14 protein-coding genes, 3 pseudogenes and 1 riboswitch are annotated in these 26,140 nt (G+C 63.0%); of the genes and pseudogenes, 10 read left to right on the top strand and 7 right to left on the bottom strand.

The annotated features are described in order from the left end of the window. The first annotated feature begins 351 nt into the window (after positions 1 to 351). Positions 352 to 2,805 (top strand): type IA DNA topoisomerase, encoded by a 2,454-nt coding sequence (locus tag RE429_RS27895; protein ID WP_414474963.1) that lies wholly within the window; start codon positions 352 to 354, stop codon positions 2,803 to 2,805. Positions 2,806 to 2,959: 154 nt separating this feature from the next. On the opposite strand, the gene RE429_RS27900 is transcribed toward RE429_RS27895, so the two are convergent. Further along, a complete protein-coding gene (locus tag RE429_RS27900; RefSeq protein WP_414474964.1) occupies positions 2,960 to 4,306 on the bottom strand; it encodes an adenylate/guanylate cyclase domain-containing protein in 1,347 nt (448 codons plus the stop codon). A 387-nt stretch (positions 4,307 to 4,693) separates the two neighbouring features. Here RE429_RS27900 and RE429_RS27905 point away from each other — a divergent pair, with 387 nt between their 5' ends. After that, the gene (locus RE429_RS27905; RefSeq protein WP_414474965.1) at positions 4,694 to 5,428 is read left to right on the top strand and encodes a DUF1614 domain-containing protein; all 735 of its coding nucleotides are present in this window, start codon (positions 4,694 to 4,696) and stop codon (positions 5,426 to 5,428) included. A gap of 92 nt (positions 5,429 to 5,520) precedes the next feature. On the opposite strand, the gene petA is transcribed toward RE429_RS27905, so the two are convergent. The 5 genes and pseudogenes from petA to RE429_RS27930 form a co-directional block, all read right to left on the bottom strand. After that, positions 5,521 to 6,072, bottom strand: coding sequence for a ubiquinol-cytochrome c reductase iron-sulfur subunit (gene petA / locus RE429_RS27910; RefSeq protein WP_414474966.1), 552 nt, complete (start codon positions 6,070 to 6,072; stop codon positions 5,521 to 5,523). Positions 6,073 to 6,081: 9 nt separating this feature from the next. Beyond that, positions 6,082 to 6,444: an SPW repeat protein gene (locus RE429_RS27915; protein WP_414474967.1), complete on the bottom strand. Its 363-nt coding sequence runs from the start codon at positions 6,442 to 6,444 to the stop codon at positions 6,082 to 6,084. A 646-nt stretch (positions 6,445 to 7,090) separates the two neighbouring features. Beyond that, positions 7,091 to 7,234: a hypothetical protein gene (locus RE429_RS27920; protein ID WP_414474968.1), complete on the bottom strand. Its 144-nt coding sequence runs from the start codon at positions 7,232 to 7,234 to the stop codon at positions 7,091 to 7,093. Between the two features lie 79 nt (positions 7,235 to 7,313). Then, a complete protein-coding gene (locus tag RE429_RS27925; RefSeq protein ID WP_414474969.1) occupies positions 7,314 to 8,495 on the bottom strand; it encodes a hypothetical protein in 1,182 nt (393 codons plus the stop codon). 204 nt (positions 8,496 to 8,699) lie between these two features. Beyond that, positions 8,700 to 10,574 (bottom strand): annotated as a pseudogene (locus tag RE429_RS27930) (PAS domain S-box protein). 490 nt (positions 10,575 to 11,064) lie between these two features. On the opposite strand from RE429_RS27930, the gene RE429_RS27935 reads away from it, so the two are divergent. From RE429_RS27935 to RE429_RS27970, 8 genes and pseudogenes are all read left to right on the top strand, one after another. Continuing rightward, the gene (locus tag RE429_RS27935) at positions 11,065 to 11,853 is read left to right on the top strand and encodes a DUF1194 domain-containing protein (RefSeq protein ID WP_414474970.1); all 789 of its coding nucleotides are present in this window, start codon (positions 11,065 to 11,067) and stop codon (positions 11,851 to 11,853) included. Between the two features lie 407 nt (positions 11,854 to 12,260). Then, entirely contained in the window at positions 12,261 to 13,631 is a 1,371-nt protein-coding gene (gene mgtE, locus RE429_RS27940) for a magnesium transporter (protein ID WP_414474971.1), read from the top strand. 788 nt (positions 13,632 to 14,419) lie between these two features. Continuing rightward, positions 14,420 to 16,349: pseudogene (locus RE429_RS27945) on the top strand (PHA/PHB synthase family protein). Positions 16,350 to 16,403: 54 nt separating this feature from the next. Continuing rightward, a pseudogene (locus tag RE429_RS27950) lies at positions 16,404 to 16,874 on the top strand (MaoC/PaaZ C-terminal domain-containing protein); the annotation flags it as partial. A 252-nt stretch (positions 16,875 to 17,126) separates the two neighbouring features. Continuing rightward, complete coding sequence (locus RE429_RS27955) at positions 17,127 to 19,073, top strand: aconitate hydratase (protein WP_414475959.1); 1,947 nt, start codon at positions 17,127 to 17,129, stop codon at positions 19,071 to 19,073. A 553-nt stretch (positions 19,074 to 19,626) separates the two neighbouring features. Continuing rightward, positions 19,627 to 19,715: riboswitch (glycine riboswitch) on the top strand. A gap of 441 nt (positions 19,716 to 20,156) precedes the next feature. Next, the gene (locus RE429_RS27960) at positions 20,157 to 22,574 is read left to right on the top strand and encodes a penicillin-binding protein 1A (protein ID WP_414474972.1); all 2,418 of its coding nucleotides are present in this window, start codon (positions 20,157 to 20,159) and stop codon (positions 22,572 to 22,574) included. Positions 22,575 to 22,588: 14 nt separating this feature from the next. Further along, complete coding sequence (locus RE429_RS27965) at positions 22,589 to 24,226, top strand: peptidoglycan D,D-transpeptidase FtsI family protein (RefSeq protein ID WP_414474973.1); 1,638 nt, start codon at positions 22,589 to 22,591, stop codon at positions 24,224 to 24,226. A gap of 143 nt (positions 24,227 to 24,369) precedes the next feature. Beyond that, the gene (locus RE429_RS27970) at positions 24,370 to 25,014 is read left to right on the top strand and encodes a trimeric intracellular cation channel family protein (RefSeq protein WP_414474974.1); all 645 of its coding nucleotides are present in this window, start codon (positions 24,370 to 24,372) and stop codon (positions 25,012 to 25,014) included. Between the two features lie 330 nt (positions 25,015 to 25,344). Here the strand turns inward: RE429_RS27970 and RE429_RS27975 are convergent, their stop codons facing one another. After that, positions 25,345 to 26,094: an SOS response-associated peptidase gene (locus RE429_RS27975; RefSeq protein WP_414474975.1), complete on the bottom strand. Its 750-nt coding sequence runs from the start codon at positions 26,092 to 26,094 to the stop codon at positions 25,345 to 25,347. Positions 26,095 to 26,140 lie beyond the last annotated feature (46 nt).

Raw genomic sequence — 26,140 nt, forward strand, 5'->3', positions numbered from 1 at the left:
CGGGCACCCTGGCGCATATGATGCGCGAGCAGCAGGCGAACGACACCCACAATCTCCCGCTGTCACTCGAATGCAGGAACATTCTCCTGGCATCGCGCTCGTATGGGCTTTGTCAAGGGTTGATCCGCAGTGGAGTCTAGAACACCGCGGATCAGAGCCCCCGGCAGCGGTTTTTCCCTCGGTTTCCCAAGGTACAGTGGGTCGCTAGCTCCGCCCGAGCACTGATATGGCGGCGTCGCCTTTGTCTGGAAAGGGATCCGCGACCATGTCGCCACGGCATCTGCGGTCATTGACCGGCTCCAGCTCTCGAGATAATGTTCTCTCTTCGTTCCAATCAAGGCCACGTGGCTCATGACTGCTCACTCGGCATCGCGCACGCTGTTCTTCTTCGAGAAGCCCTCGGCCATGCGTCAACTGCAGCGGTTCTTCAAATCGCCCAGTACGATCTGCGTCTCGGCCGAGGGGCACCTCCTGGCGGCCGAGGAGCCCGGGAATGTGCGGGGTGAATGGAAGTCATGGCGTTTCGACACGCTCCCGATCATGCTCGAGCGCATTCCGGTCACCTACGGCACGGGCCGCTCGGGCCAGTCGCACAAGCCGAAGGTCGAGGCGATCAAGCAGGCTCTTCAGGGCGTGGAACGGGTGATCATCGCCACCGATCCGGGCCGGGAAGGCTCGATGATCGCCTGGGAGGTGCTTGAGCATCTCGGATACAGAGGCCGCGTGGACCGCCTCAAACTGGGCGCCCTCGACGAAGTCTCGATCCGGCGAGCCTTTGCGGTCATGGCCAAGGAACCGGATTCCGGCGAACGGGACTATGCCGCCTACCTTGAGGCCCTCTGCCGCCAATATGAAGACTATCACCTGGGGCTCAACGGCACCCGCGCCATCTCCCTGCGGCTGCGCCCGCCTGCGTTCCGGGAACCCTGGCGCTTTGGCGGCGTGCAGACGCCGACCCTTGCGATCCTGGCCGACCTGGAGAAACGCATCCGGGACTTCGTCCCACAGGACTATTTCAAGATCGCTCTGGGCGTCACGACGGAGACCGGCGCCGATATGACCCTATGGCATGCGCCGAAGGACAAAATCCTCGACAAGCAGGTCGCCGAGGCGATCCGGCAGGCAGCCGCCTCCTGGTTGGGGCCGCTAGGGGTCGAGCAGAAGGATGTGCGCCGGTCGCCCCCTCGCCTGTTCTCCAAGGATACTCTTGCCCGCCGCTGCGCCAAGCGGTTCGGCTGGGATCCGCAACATACGGCCAAACTCGCCCAGGACCTCTACGATCAGGGGTACCTGACCTATCCCCGCACCGAGTCCGAGCACCTGCCGGAGAGCCAGACCGGTGATGCCCGCGCGGTCATCGACAGCATCATCGGAGTCTTGTCCGAGCTTGCGAGCCTGGTGCCAGCCGCAAGCAATCTCGTCTTCCGCAAGGGCAACAAGGGCCATTACGTCAAGGATCCCGGCGAGCACCACGCCATTGTGCCGCTGCGCAAGGCACCCCAGTCCGGCAGCATCAGCGGAGATCATCTTCGCCTCTGGGAGCTGGTGGCCAAGAGCTTCCTGGCAGCCCATCTGCCCGACGGTATCGATGCACGCACCACAGTCGCCGTGCAGGTCGCAACACCACTTGGCCCCAAGCGCTTTTCGATCAGCGGCAGCGTCATCAAGTCACCGGGCTGGCGCGCCGTCTATGGGGCCGAGGCCGACGAGGAGGCCGAGGCTGTTCCCGGCAAAGCCAAGCCCGACGAGGAGCCGACCATCGGGCGTCTGCCGCCGGTCCGCGACAACGAGCCCGGAAGGGCGACCGATGCCCGGATCGAGACAGCCAAAACCGAGCCGCCGCGCCGGATCACCCGGGGCGAACTGCCGGTCGTCATGGGCCGCCTCATCGATCAGGTGGAAGACCCTGCTCTCAGGACGGCTCTGGAAAATCCGGTCAACCCGAACGAGCCCAAGGGCCTCGGAACAGCGGCGACGCGTGACACAATCCTGCCGAAGCTTCAGAAAAGCCAGTATGTCGATCTGCTGAAGGGCAAGGATCCTCCGATCCAGGTAACGGACATCGGACTTGCATTCATTGCCGCCGTTCGCCGCGTTTTTCCCAGCTACGGTGATCCGGTCGGACGAGCGATGTTCGAGGCCGATTTGGCGGAGATCGGGCGTGCAGCGACCCGGGGTGAGGCCATTCGTCGAGCCGCATCCTATCAGGAGCGGACGCGCGCCCGCGTGCAGGAGCTGATCGAAGCCATCGCGACGTCCCAGGCCGTCGCCGTCGATCCGGGAATGGTCACAGCGAGGACTGCCCCCGCCGGAAAGTCGCCGACCAAGGCTATGGTTGCCTTTGCCACGTCCCTTGCGGCCCGCAAGGGATTGAAGCTGCCCCGGGGTCTGAAGAGTCATGGTGCGGTCTGCCGCGCCTTTCTCGACCAGCATGCGCCGGCACGATCGTCCGAGGCGGGAGAGCAGCAATCTCGGAACGGCCCTCGCCCTCCGAGTGAAGCGATGGTGCGCTACGCACGGGCGCTGACCGAAGAACACGGGTTGGAGTGTCCTCCGGATGTCATGACGGACTTTTCTGCCTGCAGGGCTTTCCTCGACGCACATGCCTCAAAGGCGGCCGCGAACGCGGAGAACGGACGTAAGGTCGCTACCCGCAAGAACCGTTCAGCTGCGGCCCCGAGCGATAGCCCTGGCAAGCGTCGCGCTGGAACTCCCGCGACCAAGCGATCCATCGCATCCAAGGGTCGATCGACCCGAGGCCACGCACGAGCGCATCCTACGGGTCCCACCCAGCCATCGCGATAAACGTCGCCCACCATGCACGCCGAAGTGATCAGCGCGAAAGTGGGAGCCGGTTGTGCGTGAAAAGATGCTCAGGGACATGGACTTCAAGACCATGGACTGACGGCATCGGATGCGGGTTCGATGTCACGTCCGATGCTGTCGGTTATATTCTCCGTCAGTCTCTGCCGGGCTCCTCGTATCTGTATGCGTATACATCGATTGAGGCTTCATGCCCGCGAAGCCATTCGATGCCAAGATGTTGCCATGTGTGCCGGTCCAGGGGCTCATGAGCATCTGCCAGGACTCGCTTGGAGGCGATGAGCATCTCATTGCGGTGCTTGGCGAAGCTTTCGAGCCGAGCCGCAACATTGACCGCGTCCCCGAGCACGGTGAACTCAAGGCGTGCCTCCTCGCCGACGACGCCACAGAAGCACTCTCCGGTGTGGAGCCCCATGGCGACCGTCAGCGGCGCCGCTGGAGGACGGCTCCTGTTCCACTCGGCGATGGCGCTGACCAGGCTCTTGGCACAGGCAAGTGCCCGGCAGGCGTCGTCCGGCTGTGGCTCGGGCACGCCGAAGACGATCAGGGCTCCATCGCCAGCGAATTTTTCGATGAGACCGCCATGCTCGAGGACAACCCGCGTGATGCGACGGCGGAAACGAGTCAGGAAATCCGCGACCTGTTCCGGCAGCATGTGCTCGGTCAAATGGGTCGAATTACGTAGATCGACGAACAGGATGGCGCATTGCTGACTTATGCCGCGACGAAGACGTGACTCAGGGCGGGTGAGTTCCGGAACGACTTCGGTTGGCAGAAATCGCGTCAGGATCGACCGTTCGCGCTGCTCCGTCAGGGCGCGCACGAGCAATCGGCGCTCTCTCTGAACCACGAGCGTGAGGCAGAGCCCGACAAGAATGAGGATGCTGGCGCGAACTGCATTGGCGGGAAGATCCGCGAAACGTGCATAGTCGGGCGACAAAGGAGGGGTCGAGAGCGAAACCCCGGCCCAGAGCGCGACCGCCAAGCTTCCCAGAATCAAGGATACTGCCGTGCCCGCTACGATCGCCGGCCGATAGCGCAGGGCATTGAAAGCAAGGACCAGCGGGGCAGCCCAAGCAGAGGCCAGGAGAAAGATATTATTGCCGCTGAGCCGGTTACGGAGAACCCCTTCGGCAATCGCCGCGATCGTGATGGCGACATCCAGGGAAGCAAAAGCCCAACCCATTGTCGGACGGTAACGCTGTATCCGGATCAGCGTGAGGGCCGCGAGCGAGGTCAGGGAGAAGCCGCCGATCATGAAAAGCGAAGGCACTGGAGGCCGAAGCGCGCGAATGCCTGCACCGATCCCCAAAGCGACATAGCTGGCGACCAGGAACGAGGCGAGCAGAAGCGCAACGGTCAGCCGAAGCCAGGCAATCATCCATTCGGACTGGATCTCGACCTCGTAGAGGAGTTGACTCGCAATCCTGTCATTGACTTCCAGTCCATCAGCGTGGCTTGTGGGAAGAAGCGACGCTGCCACGCTATCGGTCTCAGCCTGGGATTTTCGAGACGAGGTCACGCTCATGCAGATTAACGCGGTCGCCTCTTCGGGAGGTTGCGAATTACTGTCGCAAAGCGTTTGGTGGCTGAGTTCGGGACACTAGGTCGCAACGCTATGTCTCCGGCCGGCACGGACCGGCTCGGCAGAGGACTTAAGATCCCTTTATGGGGAAACGATGCGATCGAGGACCTCGTTCGGTTGTCTGCTACGAAACGCAAATAGTCTCAAACGAAGTGCCGCATTTTTCACTCAAGCCTCAGTAAAACGACTGATCAGCAGTGTTCGCCGATCCTATCACGAAGTGAAAAGCCACATTGTCGCCCTTCATGACTATCTTTGACAGTATCGTATGACGAGACTTGTAGGATGCACATCGGCCAGACAAACTATTTACCCCTCTCCGGCCCATTCTTTCTCTCGCTCTTTGGGCTTCTGTCACTCGTTTTCGTTCTTGTTCAGATCGGTGCTCTGCAATTCGCGTACCGACGGATGGGACTTCATCCGGGCGCCGCCTGGCTATTGCTTCTGGGATCCCTGCTGGGGAGTTATGTCAATTTGCCCATCGTGCACCTGCCTGAACAGCAGGTCGTGTCCGGTCAGGTGATCGACTTCTTTGGCATGAAATACGTTGTCCCGATCGTGGTCGACTGGCCGGGCACCATCATAGCAGTGAACGTCGGGGGCGCGCTGATCCCAGGTCTGACGTCCATCTATCTTGCTTCAAGAAACCGCATCTGGTGGCTCGGCGCGATTTGCGTCGTGGGTGTCGCAGGTGTCTGTCACACGCTCGCGCAGCCCGTTCGCGGACTGGGGATTGCACTACCCGTCTTCGTACCGGCGCTTTCCAGCGCGATCATCGCACTGTTGCTGTCGCGCCGCCATGCGGCCCCGCTTGCCTATATCGGCGGCAGCTTAGGCGCTCTGATCGGCGCGGATCTTCTCAACCTGGATAAGGTCCAAGGTCTCGGTGCACCGATCGTGTCGATCGGTGGCGCGGGAACGTTCGACGGAGTTTTCGTGACCGGTGTGATCGCCGTTCTGCTTGCCAGTCTCACGGGCGCACGTGGACCAGATGGGCGGCATTCTGGCGCAGCGACCTGATCATGTCCGGGCAATGCCCGAAATTGGGATCAGACCTTCGCCCGAGCCCCGCCCGAGCCCATGACGCTTTCATATCGACAATCGTGGATTGCTCAACCTGACGCATTCTGCCCGATCTGGATCTTGGTGTCTGAAAGGAATTCATAGGGCGGGATCGGCAGGTTGAGCGGAGCGGGGCCGCGCCGGACGCGGCCGGAAGTGTCGTATAAAGATCCGTGGCACGGACAGAACCAGCCATCGTATGGTCCCTGGTGGCCGAGCGGAACACAGCCAAGGTGCGTGCAGTTTCCGAATACGATGAGCCATTCCGCATGACCGGGTTTGACCCGTTCCTGATCGGTCTGTGGATCGATGAGTTCCGACAGCGGCGTCGCGCGTGCTTCTGCAATCTCGCTTTCGGTGCGACGACGCACGAAGATCAACTTCCCACGCCAGAATACTTTGACGATCTGTCCGATCGCAATGGGTGCCAGATCAACGTCGACGGGCGCGCCGGCTGCAATGGTTGAGGCGTCAGGTGCCAATGACGAGATAAACGGCCAGACTGTTGCCGCTGTCCCGACGGCGGCTGCCGCCCCTGTTGCCACGAACAGAAAGTCTCGGCGGGTGGGCGTCGCTATCGATGTCGTGTGGATCTCCGACATGGAGCGGTCTTATGCGGCTCGAGTTGGCAGATTCCCATGCAAAAGCCAGGCTTCGACGATGGAAATGATCGCGACGACGATACCAACTCCTATATGGACCCACATTGCGTTCCGCACGTCGGTAAATCCGAGAGCCCACGGCGCGATCAGTGTCCACAGCCCGACAACTGCGCTCCCCCATTCCTCCCACTCCTGCAGTGCGCCTAGGGCGGCCACTGCCAGCGCAGCAATGAGAACCCCACAAACCCAAGCATTCCAGGATGCGGCCTGAACCTCGCGAAAGCCAAGGATCCAAGGTGAGATAAAGAGAAGAATGGCCAGGAGCCCGTTGACGATGTTCATGACCGTCAGTTGAGACGTATTCTTCAGCATCGTTGAATCTCCATTCCAAAGTACGGCAGCATGCCAGCCCTCAGGGACAACGAGCCCCGGGAGAGGCCCGATCCAGAGTCAGGCAGGACATCGACGACGATCCCTCTTCCTGCATCTCGGTTCATTCAATGACCTCGAAGCGGCGCGTAGACAGCGCCGACCCGGAGCATCCGGCGCTCGCGAGGCATTCGCCCTAGAATGGAGCCTCGTGGATCCTGCGGGCATAGCTCAGGTTCGGGTAACCGGCTGCCGTGCACGCAGGCGGGCCTTGGAGACATGAAGGCCAGAGCTCCGGCCCACCATTGATCCTCCTTCCAGGAAATTCCATGCGATGATCGATCGGTGGGCGCATCACGTGATGGTTCACATGAAGGGGCGCCGCATGGGCCATTGGTGTAGCGCTCAAGACGATTGCGGCCGTAACGGGAAGAACTTTTCGGCTCAGATAAGGCATAGCCGGTCTCCTTGAATCGTTCGGTTCCCCTCCGTGACGCTCACTGTAAGTGCGATGACTTAAAGGCAAATTAGGAAGGGTCGGATTGTTCCTTCGTTTGGACGCTGGAGCATCGAACGCAAAAGTGGGTACCGGCTTTGCGTGAAAAGAGGCTCAAGGACAGAGACTGACAGCATCGAGAATGATGGATCCTCACATCGCCGCTTCTCTCTCGACTGTCCCGGTGAGCGCGACGGCACCGTTCGACGCGATAATCTCGCCCTGCGCGGGAACCGGGAACATCGCGGCAATGGAGCGTCCCGACGCCAATGGCTGCTGGAGGCGGATTTCGGACAACTCAAGTCACTGATTTATCCCGGCACGGAAGGCGTTGCCGACAAGGACGGGACAGCACTTCCCGCTTGCAGGATACCCCTTAGCGCATGTTTCCCGTATGCCCGAGCGAATAGCGGCCGGGCTGCGGCCAGACGGTGAGGCCGTGCGGGCTCTTACCGACCGGAACGGTCCTCATCTCGCCGGTTGAGGTGTCGATCGCGTAGACCACGCCATCGTAGCGGCCGGATAGCCAGAGCCGCGTGCCGTCCGCACTGACATTGCCCATATCCGGGCTGCCACCGCCGGGGACCGGCCAATTGGTCTCGACCCTGCGGGACGCGAAGTCGATCACCGAAACGCTGCCCGGCCCACGGGGCGGTCCATCGGTCCTGTGCGAGCCCCGGTTCGCCACGTAGAGCTTCGTGCCGTCCCGGCTCGGATAGAGACCGTGCGTGCCGGGGCCCGTGGGGATAAACCCGATTTCGGTGAGGGATCCGCCATCCACCAGGAACACGCCGTCGGCTCGCATGTCGGCCACGTAGAAGACCTTGCCGTCAGGCGAAATTCGGATGTCCTGGGGCATGCCGCCCTTCGAGAGCTTCAAGGAGCCGGCCACCACACCCTTGACGAGGTCGATCTTGACGAGGCTGCCGCCGAACTCGCAGGTGAAGATCGCGTAGCGCCCGTCAATCGAGAAATCGGCATGATTGATGCCGGCGCATTGCGGAACCGGCAGGCTGTGCTGCAGCGCCATCGTCCTCGGATCGCGAAATTCCAGCCGCCGATAGGCCTCGGCGACAACGATGGCCGAGCGGCCGTCAGGCATGAAGTACATGTTGTAGGCATCGGGCACCGGAATCGGGCGGCCGGGCTGAGCCGTGACAGGATCGATCGGCAGGAGACTGCCCTGCCCGTGTCGGCGATCCGCGCTGTTGGTCACCCATAAAGTTTTGAGATCCCAGGACGGTACCACGTGCTGGGGGCTTCGCCCCGCCTTGAAACGGTTCACGACCTTTAGGGTCTCGGGATCGATTACGTCGACATTGCCGGACTTCACGTTGGGCACGTAGACCCTTGGCAGGGCCGATGCCGCGGCCGGGTTCAGCCGGCTGCTCGCGGCTCCGGCGTAGAGATTGTCCGGGTCGATCAAAGGCGGCATTCCGGGCCAAACATCAATGGCGGCCGGTTCGTTCGCGTGCTGGGCCCATGCCCCTTGCGGCACACAGAGCAGGAGCGCCATCAGGCACGGGGCTATACGATCGGATAGGCTCTGACGGAACATGATGCACTCCGGCAAAATCCAGATGGCTGGCGGGAATCGGCGCACCTCATCCCACACCATAGGATAGAAATGCGCGGTCGGAACCGGCCGCCCTCGATACCCGACACCGTCTGGCCGGCTTGGCAAAGCCAAGCTCAGGCCGTCCTGGGAACGCAGGCCGTCCTGGGAACGCAGGCCGTCCTGGGAACGGAGGAACTCGCCGGACTACTGCGACGGTAGCGCTGCGGTGATCCGGACCCTAAGCCCGTCCGGCGCGAAAATCGTCTCGACCTCGCCGCCCAACTGCCGTCCGAGGGCCCGTTGCAGCAGCACCGAGCCAAAGCCCTGCCGCGTCGGCTCCTCGACAGCCGGGCCGCCCTGCTCCTGCCAGTCCAAGGTCAGCCTGCGCCCGTTGGGCTGCACCTCTAGGCTCCACGTCACCTCGATGCGACCGCCGGGCAGTGAGAACGCGCCGTACTTCGCGGCGTTGGTGGTCAGCTCATGCACCGCCATGCCGAGAGCGACCGCGACCTCGGTGGACAGCCGGACGTCTGGTCCGGCGAGCCTCAGGCGCTGGTGGGTGCCGTTGTCATAAGGCGCCAGCTCGGCGTTCAGGATGTCCCGGATCGAGGCACCGCCATGCCCGCGTTCGATGAGCAGCGTGTGCGTTCTCGCCAGCGACGCGATCCGCTCCGTCACGGCCTGCTAGAATTCGACGATGGTCTGCGCCCGCCGTGCCGTCGAGGCAATCACCGCCTGAACGGTCGCCAGGGTGTTCTTGACCCGGTGATGAAGCTCGCGGTTGACCAGAAGGAGCTGCTCCTCGAGCCGCTTGCGCTCGGTGATGTCGCGGGCGATCTTCGAGGCGCCGACGATCCGGCCATAACGGTTCCTGACCGGTGACACCGTCATTGAAATGTCGGCCAGACTTCCATCCTTGCGTCGGCGAACGGTTTCGTAATGATCGACGCGCTCGCCCCGGCCGATGCGATCGAGAATGCCGGGCTCCTCGTCCTGCCGGTCCTCGGGGATCAGAATCGTCACGGATCGGCCGATCACCTCGTCGGCCCGATAGCCGTAAAGCCGCTCCGCCCCCCGATTCCAGCTCGTGATGATACCGTCGAGATTCTTGCTGATGATGGCGTCGTCCGACGACTCGATGATTGCACCGAGCCGCTGCTCGGCCTCCTCGGCCTCCTTCCGGGCGCTGATATCCACGGCGAACTCGACGATGGTGCCGTCGCCCAGGTCGCGGCCGGCAAAAAGCATCCAGCAGCGGCTGCCGTCCTTGCACAGGTACTCCTTCTCATAGGGTCCGAGGCGACCGGTCCTCCGGAGCGCGTCCATCTGCGCCTCGCTCGCGGCCCTCCACTCGGGCGGGGTCAACCTGCGCCAGTCGAGACGGCCGCTCTCGACCTCCTCCCGCGACCATCCGGTCATCCTCAGGAAGACCTCGTTGGCATCGATGAGCGTGCCCTCGTGGGTGAAGAACAGGACCCCCACGGCCTCGGTCTCCAGCACCCGCTGCAGCCGCTCCTCGCTCATTCGCAGGGCCAACGCGGCCTCATCGCGCTGGCGCTGGGCGACATGCCGCGCCGTGGTTTCGAACATTGTTACGAGAATGCCGGCAATGCCGCCGCTCTCGTCCCGCAACGGGCTGTAGGACAAGGTGAGCCGGACATCCTCGAGAACACCGCTGCGGATCAACGGATAAAGGGCATCGTCGAAGGTGACCGTCTCGCCGGCCCGGACGCGCTCGTAGATCGGCTCGTTGATGTGCCAGACCTCTGGCCAGCACTCGCGGGTGGGCTGGCCCAATCCGGCCGGATGCTTGAGGCCCATGATTTGGGCGTAGCCCTCGTTGTAGATCTGGATGAGCCGTGGCCCCCAGAGGATGATCATGGGGAAGCCGTTGGAGAGGATCAGGTCGACGGCGCTCTTCAGGCTCTGCGGCCACGTGTCCAGCGGTCCGAGCGGCGTTGCCGCCCAGTCGTGCGTCCGGATGCGCCCGGACATCTCGCCCGGGCCGCAGGGCCAATCCCCCGGCTGCACGGAGGCGAGGCTCGTGGTGAGGGTCTCATTCATGGGCTGCCTCCACATCCCGTGAATACATAATCCTCGGCCAGGATTGCAAGGAAAGACCGGTACACCGGCAATCCCTGACCCGACAGCAGATTGCAAAGTCCCAAGGTGACGGGTGAGGATCACGTCCGGATCTTGATCGCGCCAAGCGGCGCGGACTTTCTCGATTTGCGGGATCGTTGGATAAAGTCACCATGGAATGGGGGAGAGCGGCGGGTCTGCGACGGTTCCTTATCGGGCCGGCATAAGGAGGAGCGGACGCCGACACTCCAGTAGCCCTTCACGGATCCTATCGAGGGCTGCCTCCGGCAGCGGACCATGCATTCCTGTTGCCGGACCCGCCTTTTTCAAGTCCCGGCGGCGGTTGCCACGTCTCCCATCGGAGCCGCCGTGTCGCTACGTCCTCCCCCTATCTCGGCGGGCAACCAACAATCGTCCCATTTTCCTGCTGCCCTTACAGAAACCATAGCCTCGAACGCCTGAATGGGAGCCTAGGATGATCGGCATCATGCGCGGACTCATGGTTGCCCTGGCGGCCACCCTGTCGATTTCGGAAGCATGGGGCGCCGAGGGTGAACCCAGGATCGATCTCGCCCTCGTATTGGCGGTCGACATTTCCCAGTCCATGGAGCCCGACGAGCAGGACCTGCAGCGGCAGGGCTATGTCGAAGCCTTCCGCTCCCCCGACGTGCAGCGCGCGATCCGCCAGGGCCTTCTGGGGCGCATTGCCGTGACCTATGTGGAGTGGTCAGGGATGGAGGAGCAACAGATCCTCGTCCCCTGGACCGTGATCGAGCAGCCCGAGGATGCGCTCGGATTCGCCGAGCGTCTGGCACGGATCCCGATTCACCGGGCGGGGTATACGTCCATCTCCGGGGCCATCGATTTCAGCCTCGGCCTGCTGCGTGAAAGCGGTTTCGATTCGACCCGCCGGGTCGTCGACATCTCGGGCGATGGGCCGAACAACCAGGGCCGCCCCGTAACGGCGGCCCGCGACGAGGCAGTCAGCCAGGGGACCACGATCAACGGCCTGCCGATCATGCTGGAACAGCCCCGAGGGCCCTGGGACATCCCGGATCTCGACCTGTACTATCGCGACTGCGTCATCGGTGGCGCGGGGGCCTTCATGATTCCGATCCGAGAGCGGCATCAGTTTCTCGATGCGATCCGGACCAAGATCGTCCGCGAGGTCTCCGACCGGCAGATGCCCGAAACGTTCGTCCGCCGGGCCCTGGCCGATACGCCGGCGGATTGCTCTGCGGGAAGCTCTCACCCCAGAAGACCGGCCGGGGAATAGCACAGGGCCTCACGGCAGCCCGTCATTAGCGCATCGTGCGAAAAGGCGGCCCCGGTTTTTCGCAGCAAACGATGTGCTGTCCTATAAGGGGAGCATCGGAGGGAACCCCAAAAGGGGATTCCACTTTTCACGTCCGATGCTCCAGCGCGAGCGAACCGAACAGGCGCACGGTGCGCCTTGTTCGCAGGGCCATGTTCCCGGTTGACAGCCACTCCTGGGAAGCGCATGCCTGCATGACTTTGCCGTCCCGCTTCGGCCCGACGGCGGCCCCACTGGAACCCGAACGCAATGCCAAGCGACAGTCACAGTCGATTGCCCCTGCCGTCACCGGCCCGCGCGGACACCTGATCGCTTGATCGGCTCGCCCGCGACCGGCCCATGACGGCTGGTCGAGAACGAGGTGAGCCATGCAGGACAACACCAACACAACCGAGGTTGTTCGCGATCCCTCCGCCTTCGCGGCGGAGCTGGCCGACGAACACGTGGCCGACATCGCCGAGATCCTGAACGAGCAGCCCACCGAGGTCGCCTCGGAGGTGCTTGCCCGCCTGCCGCTCGACCAGGCGGTCGAGGTGCTCGACCAGCCGGCACTGGAATCGTCCGCTGAGGTGATCGCGACCCTGCCGGAGGATCGGGCGACGGACCTTCTGTCCGGCATGTCCGCCGACCGGGTCGCCGAGGTCTTCCGCGAGATCGAAGAGCCCCGCCGCTCGGCGCTGCTGGATCGCCTCGACGACGATATGAGGCTCGCGGTCCTGCGACTCCTGTCCTATCCCCCGAATACGGCAGGCAGCATGATGACCACAGAGTTCGCCAGCGTGCCGACCACCTGGTCGGTGGCGCAAACGCTCGATCACATCCGCCGGGTCGAGCGCACGCGCGAGACCGTCTACGCGATCTACGTGCTCGATCCCCGGACGAGGAAGCTGGTCCAGACCGTCTCGCTGCGGCGGCTGATCTCGGGCGAGCCGCAGGCCCCGATCCTGTCCGTCGCGCGTCCCCGCCGGCCCGTGACGGTCACGCCGCTCACCGACCGCGAGGAGGTCGCGCGCATCATCTCCAAGTACGATCTGCTGGCCGTGCCGGTCGTGGACAGGGGACAAGTCATCGGCATCGTGACCGTGGACGATGTGATCGACGCTATTGTCCAGGAGAGCACCGAGGACGTGCAGAAATTCGGCGGCATGGAGGCCCTGACGGAGCCCTATATGCAGATCGGCTTCGGCGAGATGATCCGCAAGCGCGCCGGGTGGCTGTGCATCCTGTTCCTGAGCGAGATGCTGACCGCCAGCGCCATGCAGTTTTTCGAGGGCGAGCTGGAGAAGGCGCTGGTGCTGACCCTGTTCATTCCCCTGATCATGAGTTCCGGCGGAAACTCCGGATCGCAGGCGACCTCGCTGCTGATCCGGGCGCTCGCCTTGCGGGAGGTGCGGCTGCGCGACTGGTGGCGTGTCGCCCTGCGGGAATTGCCCATGGGGGTGACCCTTGGGGCGATCCTGGGCCTGATCGGCATGGTCCGCATTACCCTTTGGCAGCAGCTTGGCTTCTACGATTACGGCGAGCACTGGGTGCTCATCGCCCTCACGGTGGGAGCAGCCTTGGTCGGGATCGTGACCTTCGGCTCGCTGGCTGGGTCGATGCTGCCCTTCGTCCTGCAACGGAGCGGGTTCGATCCGGCGAGCGCATCGGCTCCCTTCGTGGCCACACTGGTCGATGTGACGGGACTGGTGATCTACTTCACGGTCGCGCTTGCCATCCTCAGAGGCACTCTGCTTTGAACCGAGGGAATTTTCTTCGACTGAGCGCCTCCAGGTCCGGGCTCTCGGGATTCGAGCTCCTTGGGATGCTCCGCCTCGGCTCCAAGGAGGATACTCTCCGGCCGGCGTGGCCGCACACCCACACGGCTCGCTAGCGTACAAGCTTTCGGCCCGCCGCAATCCATCTTAGGAACGGCCGGGCGGAAGGACGTATTATTCGTCAATATCGCCGGCCTGAGAGTTCTTTCCCGAGCCGTCAGGATGACCCCACATGACGTCAAGGACATTGCTAGGCCTCCTCTTGATGATTTGTTCAGCAATCCTGTTCATGGATCCGGCTTGGGCAGAGGGCAGATCCGGAAAGGCAAGATGCGAGCGGCTCATCGACGCCATTCGAAACATGCCTCCCTCGGATGCGCACGATGCTCTGGAGCGGATGCAGATCTACCGCGAGGGCAATCGATACGAAGCCTGCTTCGCCACCACGCACGCTCTGCGGAAGAACGTGGCCACTGCGGCTCGAGCTCGCGCGACAAAGCGGAGCGATTGATCTGCGAAATGACGATGTTGTTTCGTTAGAGCATTTTTCCGTGAAGGGGATCGGCTTCATCGTCAATGTAGCGGGCGAGCCAATGAAAGGAGATGATTCCACGCAAGTGGAAACGGCTCCAGAAAAAGTGGACCCGGTTTATCGCAGGAACGATGCACCATCCTATAGGGGGAGCATCGCATTGATCCCGAAAGTGCAATCCACTTTTGGGACCGATGCCCTAGGTTAAGAGGGCCCTTTGGATAGGTCGGCAGTGCCAATGGCTCGCGCAACTCTTCCGCCCGACGATGCAAATACCACCGGCGCTCCGTCGACGCCGACTGGCTGGCCGTTCGGCTGGCCTGGCGCAGCAGCATCGAATCCGTTCCTCTTCTGGCTACAAGGATCGCCCCATGCTTCGCCTGAGCACGACAATGCGGATGTCAAGCGAAGCGTGGCGGGACAACTCGGTCCGCCTTTAGCTCCGACCGAGGTGAGCGCCCCGGCGAGCGTCGATCGGTTGATCCACGCCACCATGGGGCGCTTTACCCTTGGGCTCTCACCCGCAGCACTCTGTCTCGCCTATGCCGACTGGGCCATCCATCTGTGGGTATCGCCAGGCAAGCATCAGCAGCTTGCAGAAAAGCGCTTCAGTGACGCCTTCCGATTCCTGCATTACGCCTTACATGTCGCGTCCAGCACCGAATGTCCCCTCTGTATTGAACAACTGCCGCAAGACCGTCGCTTCCGAAGCGAGGCCTGGCAGCAGCCTCCGTTCAACCTCGTCTCTCAAGCCTTTCTGTTGAATCAACGGTGGTGGCACAGCGCCACGACAGGGATCCCCGGTGTCTCGCCTCACCACGAGCAGGTTGTCTCGTTCATGACGCGCGCTGCTTGATGCCATCTCGCCTGTCAACTTCGTTGCGACGAATCCGAACGTCCTGTCCGCGACCTTCCACGAAGGGGGCCAGAACCTTCTCCGCGGCGCAATGAACTGTTGGACGGACTGGGAGCACATCGTTGGCAGAAAGCCACCCGTGGGGGCTGAGGATTTCCGACCGGGCGAGCAGGTCGCAGCGACCAAAGGCAAGGTCATCTACCGGAACCGGCTCATCGAACTCCTTCAGTACGCACCAACGACCCGCCAGGTCCGAAAGGAGCCGATCCTCATCGTGCCCGCGTGGATCATGAAGTATTACATTCTCGATCTGTCGCCGGAGAACTCCCTTGTCAGATATCTCGTCGAAGGCGGGCATACGGTCTTCATGATCTCATGGCACAATCCGACGATTGAGGATCGTGATCTCGACATCAACGATTATCTCACGCTTGGCATACTCGACGCCCTGAAGGTGATCGAGGCAATTGCGCCCGATACGAAAGTCAACGCCGTCGGATACTGCCTCGGCGGGACACTGCTTGCGATTGCCGCGGCCTATCTGGCGCGCAAGCGAACGAATATCCTGAATTCAATCACGCTCCTGGCTGCTCAGATCGATTTCTCCGATGCTGGCGAGCTATCTCTGTTCATCGATGACAGCCAACTCAGCTACATCGAGGACATCATGTGGGATCAGGGTTATCTCGACACCCGGCAGATGGCGGGTGCGTTTCAGCTTCTGCGTTCCAACGATCTCATCTGGTCCCAGGTGGTGCAGGAATACCTGCTTGGACGGCGTCCGGCTATGACCGATTTGATGGCCTGGAATGCCGACAGCACCCGCATGCCTTATCGCATGCACAGCGAGTATCTTCGTCGGTTCTTTCTGAGAAACGATCTGTTCGAGGGCCGCTACGATGTGGCCGGACGCCCGGTCGCACTTGGCGACATCCGCCTGCCGATCTTCTCGGTAGCGACCGAGAGGGACCATGTCGCGCCATGGCGCTCCGTCTACAAGATCAATCTGATCGAGGACACCGACGTGACCTTCGTCTTGACCAGCGGAGGCCACAACGCGGGAATTGTGAGCGAGCCCGGGCACCAGGGAAGGCGGTATCGGATCTCGCATCATCCCGCGGCTGCCCAGTATGTCGATCCTGAGACCTGGTATGCGCAAGCCGATCTCCATGACGGATCGTGGTGGCCGGCCTGGAGTTCCTGGTTGGAGAGCCAATCCCATGGACATGTTCAGCCTCCCGCGTTCGGAACACCTGAGAAGGGCGGGCCGCTGCTTGGCGACGCGCCCGGCCGATATGTTTTCGAACCCTGACGATGGGAGCGCCCCCCGCAGGAGCCGGAGGAGAACTGTCCCGGAGAACCGCTCATGAGCATGATTGAAAACAGAACGTTCGATGAGTTGCGGATCGGCGACACAGCCCGCATTACCCGCACGTTGACTTTCAAGGACATCGAGCTTTTCGCCATCATGTCGGGCGACGTCAATCCGGCGCATGTCGATCCGGAATTCGCCAAAAGCGACATGTTTCACAGAGTGATTGCACATGGCATGTGGGGCGGCTCCCTGATCTCGACTGTCCTCGGCACCGAGTTGCCGGGTCCTGGAACCATCTATCTCGCTCAGACCCTTTACTTTCGAAAGCCGGTCAGTCTCGGCGACACGGTGAGCGTGATCGTTAAGGTGGCGCGGAAAAGCGACCATGATCATCGTGTCGGTCTTGAATGCACGGCCCTCAACCAGCGCGGGGAGGTTGTGATCGAGGGCGTTGCGGATGTCATTGCCCCTGTGGAGAAAGTGGCGCGGGAACGGGTGATCCTGCCTGCCGTTTCGCTTCACACGGAGGGGCATCACGACAAGGAGGCGTATTGAACGGAAGCCGCCTCTCTGGTCGAGGGCATCGTTCGAGGGTTTTAGGACATGGACCTATATGATCGCAAATGACAGAAGCTGCGCTGATCCGGTGATCGCCCGCAGGCTTGCAAGGAATAGGAGGCGAATCCTCGAAAGTGTCTCGTTATCCGGCCTGCGAACTGCGCGCCACCGACCGGCGCGTGCCGATGTCTTCCGTTCCATAAGGGAGGAGCGATGATGTCTTGGAGTGTCGCGCAAAAACTCATTCACTCGCACCTTGTCTCTGGCGAGATGAGGCCCGGTGACGAGATAGGGCTCCACATCGATCAAACCCTGACCCAGGACGCCACGGGCACCATGGTCATGCTCGAGCTGGAGGCGCTGGGGCTTGATCGTGTGAAGACGGAGATCAGTGTTCAGTATGTCGACCATAACCTGATCCAGGCGGACTACAAAAACCCCGATGACCATCTTTTTCTTCTGAGCGCATGCCGGCGATTTGGCGTGTGGTATTCCAGGCCCGGAAACGGGGTAAGCCACCCCTGTCATCAGGAAAACTTCGGCAAGCCAGGAAAAACTTTGCTTGGTTCCGACAGTCACACGCCGGCAGCCGGTGCGCTGGGCATGTTGGCCATTGGTGCCGGAGGCATCGAAGTGGCGTTGGCCATGGCGGGAGAACCGTTCTTCACACGCATGCCGGAAATCTGGGGCGTTGAACTCACAGGCGAGCTGCCGGAATGGGTCAGCGCCAAGGATATCATTCTTGAGATGTTGCGCCGCCATGGCGTGGCCGGCGGACTTGGGCGTATCGTCGAGTATTATGGACCCGGCCTCGATACGCTGAGCGCAATGGATCGGCATGTCATCGCCAACATGGGCGCCGAGCTCGGGGCGACAACCACGGTGTTCCCTTCCGATCTGGAAGTTCGTCGTTTCCTGCGTGCCTGGAAGAGAGAGAATGACTGGGTCGAACTTATGGCGGATCCGGGAGCAGGCTACGACCTGCACGATGAGATCGATCTCTCGAGCCTGGAGCCTTTGATTGCCATGCCATCGAGCCCGGGAAACGTGCGGCCCGTTCGCGAGGTCGCGGGTCAGCCCATCTACCAGGCCTATATAGGCTCTTCGGCCAATCCCGGTTTCCGCGACTTCGCCGTTTCCGCCATGATGGTGCGCGGGCGGCGTATTCATGACCGCGTTTCGTTCGACGTCAATCCCACGTCCCGGGCACAGTTGGAGACTCTGGTGCGCGACGGCCATGTCGTGGATCTCATTCATGCGGGAGCGCGCCTGCATCAGGCAGGGTGTAACGGCTGCATCGGGATGGGGCAGGCTCCTGCGACCCACGAGCTATCCCTGAGAACGGTGCCCCGCAACTTCCCCGGCCGCTCCGGCACCCGGGAAGACAAGGTGTGTTTGGTAAGCCCTGAGACGGCCACGGCGTCCGCGCTGACCGGCGTGATCACGGATCCACGGACCTTGGGCGTTCCTTACATGCGGATCGCGGATCCCGATGACCCCATCGTTAACCGTGAGGCATTCCTCGCACCCTTGGCGCCTGAAGATGCGCTGCGGGTGGCCCTGCGCAAAGGACCCAATATCGTCTCCTTGCCTGCTTCCGAGCCGTTGCCCGATTCATTGGAAGTCCCCGTTCTGCTCAAAGTGGCAGACGATATCTCGACGGACGAGATCATGCCTGCGGGGAACCGTGTCCTGCCGTTCAGGAGCAACATTCCCAAGATCGCCGAGTTTTCGTTCGAGGGGGTCGATCCCACCTATGTCACGCGCGCGAAGCAGGTGCCGGGTCACATTGTCGTGGGTGGAGATAACTATGGCCAAGGTTCGAGCCGTGAGCACGCCGCTCTCGGACCGAGGTTCCTTGGTCTGCGCGCGGTCTTTGCCAAGAGCTTCGCACGCATTCATTCGCAGAACCTGATCAATTTCGGAGTGTTGCCGCTGACCTTCGGTGACGCCGCCGATTACGACGATATCCGGAAAGGAGACGTGCTGCGCCTGAGCGATTTACACCGTTCCCTTGTCACGGGCGAAGAGCTTGTCGCCGAAAACGTGACACGAGGCCGGAGTTACCGGGTTCACCATTCCATGTCATCCCGGCAGGTGGACGCCGTGCTTCGTGGCGGCCTGATCAACTGGGTGAAGACGGGTGCTGGTCACTCGACTTGAAACGCTTAGCGCATCCGGCGAAAAAGTGGCCCCGGTCTTTCGTGAGAACGATGCGCTCTTTCCAGGAACGGAGCATCGGATCGATCCCAAAAGTGCAAGTCCCCTTTGGGATCGATGCTCTTAGTGCTTGGAACCAGAGTTTGCCTCAACCGCCTCACTGACGGACCATTTCGAAGGTTGAGCTTTTGTGCCGCCCTTTTCCTTCTTGGGTTTCTTGGCCTCCCGATTCCCATGTTGTTCGCGGTGTGCCATCACGGAACCTCCAGTGGCTGGAAAACGCGTTGCGCCAAATCCAATGCCCAGGGATTATACTATGGCCTTCGCAGGATAGCATCCGGTATCGCACAGAATGCCTGTCGGCCCCCGCACCTGCATTCGCGACGGCGCCCGACAGCATCGGACGCGACATCGAACCCGGGCCCGGTTCAGGCAGTCCATGATCTTGAGGATCTTTTCACGCAAAACCGGTTCCCATTTTTCGCGTTCGATGCTCTCGCTGACCATATGGCGTCCGGAGAACACAATTCTGCCGCAAACCGAGCTAGATTGACCTTAGCAATGAGCGGGAGAGAGCCAGCCTGCTGGCCGCCGAAGGAGCAACCGCCCCGGAAACTCTCAGGCACCCGGGACCGCTTCGTTGCTCAACACTCTGAAAAGTGGAGCAGCTGCTCCCGCCCACGGTGAAAGTCGCGACTGCCCTGCGCATTCCGACGAAACTCTCAGGCTAACGACAGAGGGGGCTCCGCCGCAGGTTCGCCTGCGGGCCATTCATGGAGCCTGACGAATGCCCTTTTCCGTATATCCGCAAGCCGTGATGCATCCCTTTCGCCACGACCGCCGGGGAAGAACACGACACGGCAGGATCCCACGCCCCTGAACAACCGACACGCCACGTCTCGTCCCTGAACGCCTAGCCACGGGCTTCCCGACGCGCCTCGCGTGACGCGGGAACGAGGACGGCTGTCCCTTCGAGTGGGCCGCCGCATGATCGCATGCGGCGCAACGATCCCTTTGTCATTCACCGCCAGCGAACGGGTGCCGTCGCGTCGGCGCACCCACCCGCATGAATTTCGGATGCTCGCGATGCGCTTCGTTCTCCGCTTCTTCGGCTTTGCAACGGCCTTGGCTTCCCTTGTTCTGGTCAGCGGCTCGCTGGCCGTCGGAGTTCTGCTCTGGCATGTCTCCACCGATCTGCCCGATCACGCAGAGCTCGCGCGCTACGAGCCCGCGATGACGACGCGGCTGCATGCCGCCGATGGGCGCATCATTGCGGAATATGCGCGCGAGAACCGGTTGTATCTTCCCCTCTCGATGGTGCCGAAACGGATCGCGGCCGCTTTCCTGGCTGCCGAGGACCAGAATTTCTACGACCATAACGGCATCGATCCCAGGGGCATCGGCCGCGCCGTGCTGGCCAATCTTGCCAGCGATGCGGACCGCTTGCAGGGCGCCTCGACGATCACCCAGCAGGTCGCCAAGAACCTGCTCCTCTCGCGCGAACAGACCTACATCCGCAAGATCAAGGAGATTCTCCTCGCCTTCAGGATCGAGGAAACGTTCGGCAAGAACCGCATCCTCGAACTCTATCTCAACGAAATCTACTTCGGCATGGGCCATTACGGCATCGCGGCGGCCGCGTTGGGCTACTTCGACAAATCCGTGCATGAGCTGAGCCTCGCCGAAGCCGCCTATCTCGCCGCTCTGCCCAAGGGGCCGAACAACTATCACCCCTTCCGTCACCCCGAGGCGGCGGTGGCTCGCCGCAACTGGGTCCTGAAGCGGATGGCCGCCAACGGCTCCATCGAGGCCCATGAGGCCGCCGAGTCGATGGCGAAAGCGCTCGTCGTCAATCTGCGTCCGGTCTCGCCGCACGAGCCGCAGGCAGGTTACTTTGCCGAGGAGGTCCGGCGCGAACTCGCCAACCGCTACGGCGAGGCGACGCTCTATGAGGGCGGCCTTTCGGTTCGCACGACGCTCGATCCCAAGATGCAGGCCGCAGCCCGCAAGAGCCTCGTCGACGGTCTGACCCGGTTCGACGAGACCCGGGGCTGGCGCGGAGCCGAGACGCGCCTCGCCGCCGTCGATGGCGACTGGGGCGTGCGGCTCGCCCAACTGCCCGCGTTCGAGGACATCCATCCCTGGCGGCAGGCCGTCGTGCTCGCGGTCGACGCCAAGGGTGCCCGCATCGGCCTGCGGCCGGATCGGGACTCCGGCGGCGGGGTCGAAGCGGCCCGCCGAACGGGGCGGATCACGGCACAGGGCATCCGGTGGACGCGCCGGACCCGCGTGAACGACGTCCTGCGGGTCGGCGACGTCGTTCATGTCGAGCAGATCGGCAAGGCATCCGGCGAATACCGGCTGCGGCAGATCCCCGAAATCTCCGGAGCCCTGGTCGCGCTGGAGCCGGACACCGGCCGGATCCGCGCGATGGTCGGAGGCTTCTCGTTCAGCCAGAACGAGTTCAACCGGGTCACGCAGGCCTGGCGCCAGCCCGGCTCGACCTTCAAGGCGATCGTCTATGCGGCCGCGCTGGACAGCGGCTACACGCCCTCCAGCCTGATTCTCGACGCCCCGCTGTCCATCCCCCAAGGGCCCGGACAGACGCCCTGGTCCCCGAGCAACCACAACGGCCGCTACGACGGACCATCCACACTTCGATCGGGGCTGGAGCGGTCCAAGAACGTGATGACCGTCCGGATCGCCCGCGACGTCGGGATGCCGCTCGTTGCCGACTATGCGCGGCGCCTGGGTGTCCAGGACGACCTGCCGCCGCTGCTCGCGATGGCGCTCGGAGCCGGCGAGACGACGGTGCTGCGCATGACCACCGCCTATGCAATGTTCGTCAACGGCGGCCGCTACATCCGGCCGACCCTGATCGATCACATCCAGGACCGGCGCGGAAAGACGATCTTCCGGCACGACCGGCGGCGATGCCCGGCCTGTTCCGCTTCCTCCTGGCGCAACCAGGACGTCCCCAGGCTGTCGGATAGGGCGGAGCAGATCGTCGATCCGTTGACCGCCTATCAGGTGACCTCTCTGCTGGAGGGGGTCGTCGAGCGCACGCTGCCGCGGGTGTTCTCAGGATTTGGCCGGCCCCTTGCCGGCAAGACCGGCACGACGAACGATGCCAAGGATCTGTGGTTCGTCGGATCCACGCCGGATCTGGCAGTCGGCGTGTACCTCGGCTACGACCGTCCGCGCTCTCTGGGCAAGTCCGCCTACGGAGCAGCACATGCCGCGCCCATCGCCCGTGCTTTCCTGAATCGCGCGCTGGCGGACAGGCCGCAAGCCGCCTTCCGGGTTCCGCCCGGCATCAAGCTGATTCCTGTCGATCCCTTCACCGGCAAACGCAGCATTCCCGACAGGGGGGCGATCCTGGAGGCGTTCAAGCCCGGCACCGAGCCTCCGACTGCGGAACCTCCACCGGTCGCCGACCGGGACCCGGCCGATCTCCCGGCACGGGAGGCTTACGCGCCCCCTCGCCCCATCCATTTCCGCTGAGACGGGGCGACGCGATGGCACAACCTCTGTTCACACTCGCATTCGAGCGTACGCCTGCCCGCATCCGGCTGGCCGCCCTCGGGTTCGTCGGCCTGTTCGCCGCGCTTGCGGTAAGGCTCGTCGCGTTCGGCCTAGCCCCTGCCGAGCCCCGCGCGGCCTCTCCGGATCTGGTTCAGCGGACACGGCCCGACATCGTCGACCGGAACGGCGTCCTGCTCGCCAAGGAGCTGAAGGCCTTCTCGGTCTACGCGGAGCCTCGGCGGATTATCGATGTGGATGAGGCGGTCGAGGGATTGGTCGAGGTGTTCGACGATCTCGATCCGCGCGACCTCCGCCGGAAATTCACGTCGGGTTCGGGCTTTGCCTGGATCAAACGGTCGATTCCGCCCTCGATGGCCGACCGCGTCTGGTCCCTCGGGCTTGCAGGCATCCACCTCCGGCACGAGCCGACGCGGGTCTATCCCAACGGGGCGGCGGCCGCGCATGTCCTTGGGGCGGTCGATATCGACAACCGGGGCCTTGCGGGCATCGAGAAATGGATCGATGCCACGACGGCGATGCATGAACCGGCATCCGCCCGGGCGCAGGCGGATCTCGACGCGCAGCCCGTGCGCCTCAGCATCGACCTCCGGATCCAGCATCTCTACGCCGAGCACCTGCGCCGCGCTGTGGAAACATACGGAGCCATTGCCGCCGCCGGCCTCGTCCTCGACGTCACGAACGGAGAGGTGATCGCCCTTGTGTCCCTGCCCGACTTCGATCCGAACGAGCCCGGTCTGGCGCTGCATCCCGACCGCATCAACCGGATGCAGGTCGGCCGCTACGAGATGGGGTCGATCTACAAGGCTCTGACGACCGCACTGGCCCTGGAGACCGGGCTGTTCACGCTCGGCTCCACCTTCGACGTCAGCCGGCCGCTCGCCATCGGCGGCGCTGCCATCGATGATTTCCGCGGGAAGAAACGGATCCTGACACTGCCCGAGAGCTTCATTTACTCATCGAACATCGCCATGGGCCGCATGGCGCTGACCATCGGTGCGGAGAGGCTCCGGTCGTTCCTGATGACGCTGGGACAGTTCGACAAGGTCCGGACGGAACTCGCCGAGAGCTCTGCGCCCATCGTGCCGTCGCGATGGAGCGACGTCACGACCGCGACCGTCGCGTTCGGGCACGGCATCGCGGTGACTCCGCTCCAGAGCGCCATGGCTGTGGCCGCCCTTGTCAACGGCGGAGATCTGATCACCCCTACCTTCCTCGCGGATGGCGGCCTTGAGGCCCGCCTTCGCGCCAGGAACGTCATCAAGCCCGCAACCGCCGAAGCCATCCGGGATCTGATGCGCCTGAACGTCGAACAGGGATCGGCCCGCCGTGCCGCCCTCGACCCGATCCGGATCGGCGGCAAGACGGGAACCTCCGAAAAGGTTGTCCGCGGGACCTATTCCAAGGATAAGGTCATGACCTTCTTCGTCGGCGTCGCCCCCATCGACGCACCGCGCTACCTGTTCCTGACGATCCTGGACGAGCCGCGCGGCCTGCCGGAAACCTTCGGCTTCCGAACGTCCGGGTGGAACGCCGTACCGGTGACACGGCAGGTCATGGGCGAGATCCTGCCATTGCTGGGGATCCGTCCCGAGACGGTCATCGCCCGATGACCCGCCCCTTCTAGAGCATCGGACCCAAAAGTGGATTTGCACTTTTGGGATCAATTCGATGCTCCCACTATAGAACAGCGCATCGTTTGCTGCGAAAAGCCGCGTCCGCCTTTCCGCACGATGCGCTGATGGAAACGAGAGAGATGTTCGATACCTTTGCCGCCCTGCTCGACTGGTTCGGGGTCATCGTGTTTGCAACCACGGGGGCCCTGGTCGCCTCACGCAAGCAAATGGACCTGGTTGGCTTCGTGCTGCTCGGCACGGCGACCGGGATCGGCGGGGGGACGATCCGCGACACGCTCATCAACGCGCTTCCGGTCTTCTGGGTCAAGGAGCCGGCCTATCTGGTGACCTGCGTGCTGGTTTCGTGCGCGGCGTTCTTTCTTGCCCACATTCCGCAGTCCCGGCTCAAGCTTCTCCTCTGGTTCGACGCCATCGGCATGGCTCTGTTCGCGGTGACCGGCGCCGAGAAGGCGCTGCTCGCCGAGGCCGGCCCCATCGTGGCCGTCGCGATGGGCGTGATCACGGCGACCTTCGGGGGTGTCGTCAGGGATGTCCTCGGAGGCGAAAGCCCGGTCATTCTCAGCCGCGAGATCTATGCATCCGCAGCCCTGGCCGGAGCGGCGATCTTCATTGCCTTGGCGCTGGCGGGGACCACGCGCGAGTTCGCACTGACCAGCGGATTCCTGACCGCGTTCGTGATCCGGGCAGCGGCGCTCCGCTGGGACTGGTCTCTGCCGCGCTATCGCCCGCGGCCAGGTCGGACACGGGACGAGATAAAACCCTGACGGCCTCGGCTGCGGCATTGATGTCTCGCCACGGGGGATCGAGAAGTGCTATGTCCGAGTCGAACAGAGAAGGGAACCCTTGCAGGTTGAGAGGGGGCAACGATGAGAACCGTGTTCAATGAGGCACGCCATTGGCGTCAGCTGCTGTGCATCGTCGCGGTAGGGCTGATTGTCGGCTCCGGGGTCGGCGTTGTCACAAAGTTGCTGGCCCCTGCGATGATCCAGTGGAGGAGCGCTCCTCTTGAAACGGCGAAAGCCGGCCGGGACACGTCTGGACTGGCTCCGGCGAACGACCAAACGGGCCGCCGGCGGGCATGACGGAAAGAGGAGCTAAAACAGGCTCCCCTGCCCGTCCTCGTCGCTGGAAAGCGGTTGCTTCGCCTTTGGCTTGCTCTTGCGCACCGGTGCGGTTTCCGGCTCGGCCAGGGGCTCCATCAGGCCAGGGTCGTCATTCTCGACCTTGTTCACCCGGCTCGAGACCGGAACAACCTCGAGCCAATCGTCGGGGCACGGTCGCACGAGACGCATGACATCGGCGCGCTCGTCGCGCACGTCGAGCCACGCGCCGATCTCCTCCTCCGAGAGGATCACCGGCATGCGCTCATGCACGGCGGAGAGCGCGCCGTTGGCGTCCGTGGTGACGATCGCGGCGGTATCGATCTCGGCACCGTCCGGACTCATGTAGGTTTCCCACAAACCCGCCATCGGCATGGGCTTGCGCGAGCGCGGGCGGATCAGGAACGGCGTCTTCTCGCGTCCGTGGCGTTGCCACTCGTAGAAGCCGTCGGCCAGGAAGATGCAGCGCCGCCGCTTCAGGGCCGCCTTGAATGTCGGCTTCGTCTCGAGCGTCTCGCCGCGCGCATTGATGACGAGCGGAAAGTCCTTCGGGTCCTTGACCCAGGACGGCAGGAAGCCCCAGCGTACCAGCATGAAATGCCGCTCACCGCGATCCTCCAGCACGATGGGCACGGGCTGTGTGGGAGCCACGTTGTAGCGCGGAGGAAAGTTCGGCTGCTCCGGATAGCCGAAGAACTCCCGGTAGGTTTCGGGAGGAAGGGTGATCGCATAGCGCCCGCACATGATTGGTCTCCTTTACCTCCTCACACACCCGCTTGTCGTTCCGGGG

The organism is Microvirga sp. M2 (genome assembly GCF_047497095.1).
Taxonomy (GTDB): Bacteria; Pseudomonadota; Alphaproteobacteria; order Rhizobiales; family Beijerinckiaceae; genus Microvirga.

What these genes read in the sequence shown, in the direction of transcription:
- mgtE (WP_414474971.1), top strand. Translation starts at nt 12,261, where the DNA reads ATGCAGGACAACACCAACACAACCGAGGTTGTTCGCGATCCCTCCGCC.
- RE429_RS27960 (WP_414474972.1), top strand. Translation starts at nt 20,157, where the DNA reads ATGCGCTTCGTTCTCCGCTTCTTCGGCTTTGCAACGGCCTTGGCTTCC.
- RE429_RS27905 (WP_414474965.1), top strand. Translation starts at nt 4,694, where the DNA reads ATGCACATCGGCCAGACAAACTATTTACCCCTCTCCGGCCCATTCTTT.
- RE429_RS27935 (WP_414474970.1), top strand. Translation starts at nt 11,065, where the DNA reads ATGCGCGGACTCATGGTTGCCCTGGCGGCCACCCTGTCGATTTCGGAA.
- RE429_RS27925 (WP_414474969.1), bottom strand. Translation starts at nt 8,495, where the DNA reads ATGTTCCGTCAGAGCCTATCCGATCGTATAGCCCCGTGCCTGATGGCG.
- RE429_RS27915 (WP_414474967.1), bottom strand. Translation starts at nt 6,444, where the DNA reads ATGCTGAAGAATACGTCTCAACTGACGGTCATGAACATCGTCAACGGG.
- RE429_RS27955 (WP_414475959.1), top strand. Translation starts at nt 17,127, where the DNA reads ATGTCTTGGAGTGTCGCGCAAAAACTCATTCACTCGCACCTTGTCTCT.
- RE429_RS27970 (WP_414474974.1), top strand. Translation starts at nt 24,370, where the DNA reads ATGTTCGATACCTTTGCCGCCCTGCTCGACTGGTTCGGGGTCATCGTG.
- petA (WP_414474966.1), bottom strand. Translation starts at nt 6,072, where the DNA reads ATGTCGGAGATCCACACGACATCGATAGCGACGCCCACCCGCCGAGAC.
- RE429_RS27975 (WP_414474975.1), bottom strand. Translation starts at nt 26,094, where the DNA reads ATGTGCGGGCGCTATGCGATCACCCTTCCTCCCGAAACCTACCGGGAG.
- RE429_RS27965 (WP_414474973.1), top strand. Translation starts at nt 22,589, where the DNA reads ATGGCACAACCTCTGTTCACACTCGCATTCGAGCGTACGCCTGCCCGC.
- RE429_RS27895 (WP_414474963.1), top strand. Translation starts at nt 352, where the DNA reads ATGACTGCTCACTCGGCATCGCGCACGCTGTTCTTCTTCGAGAAGCCC.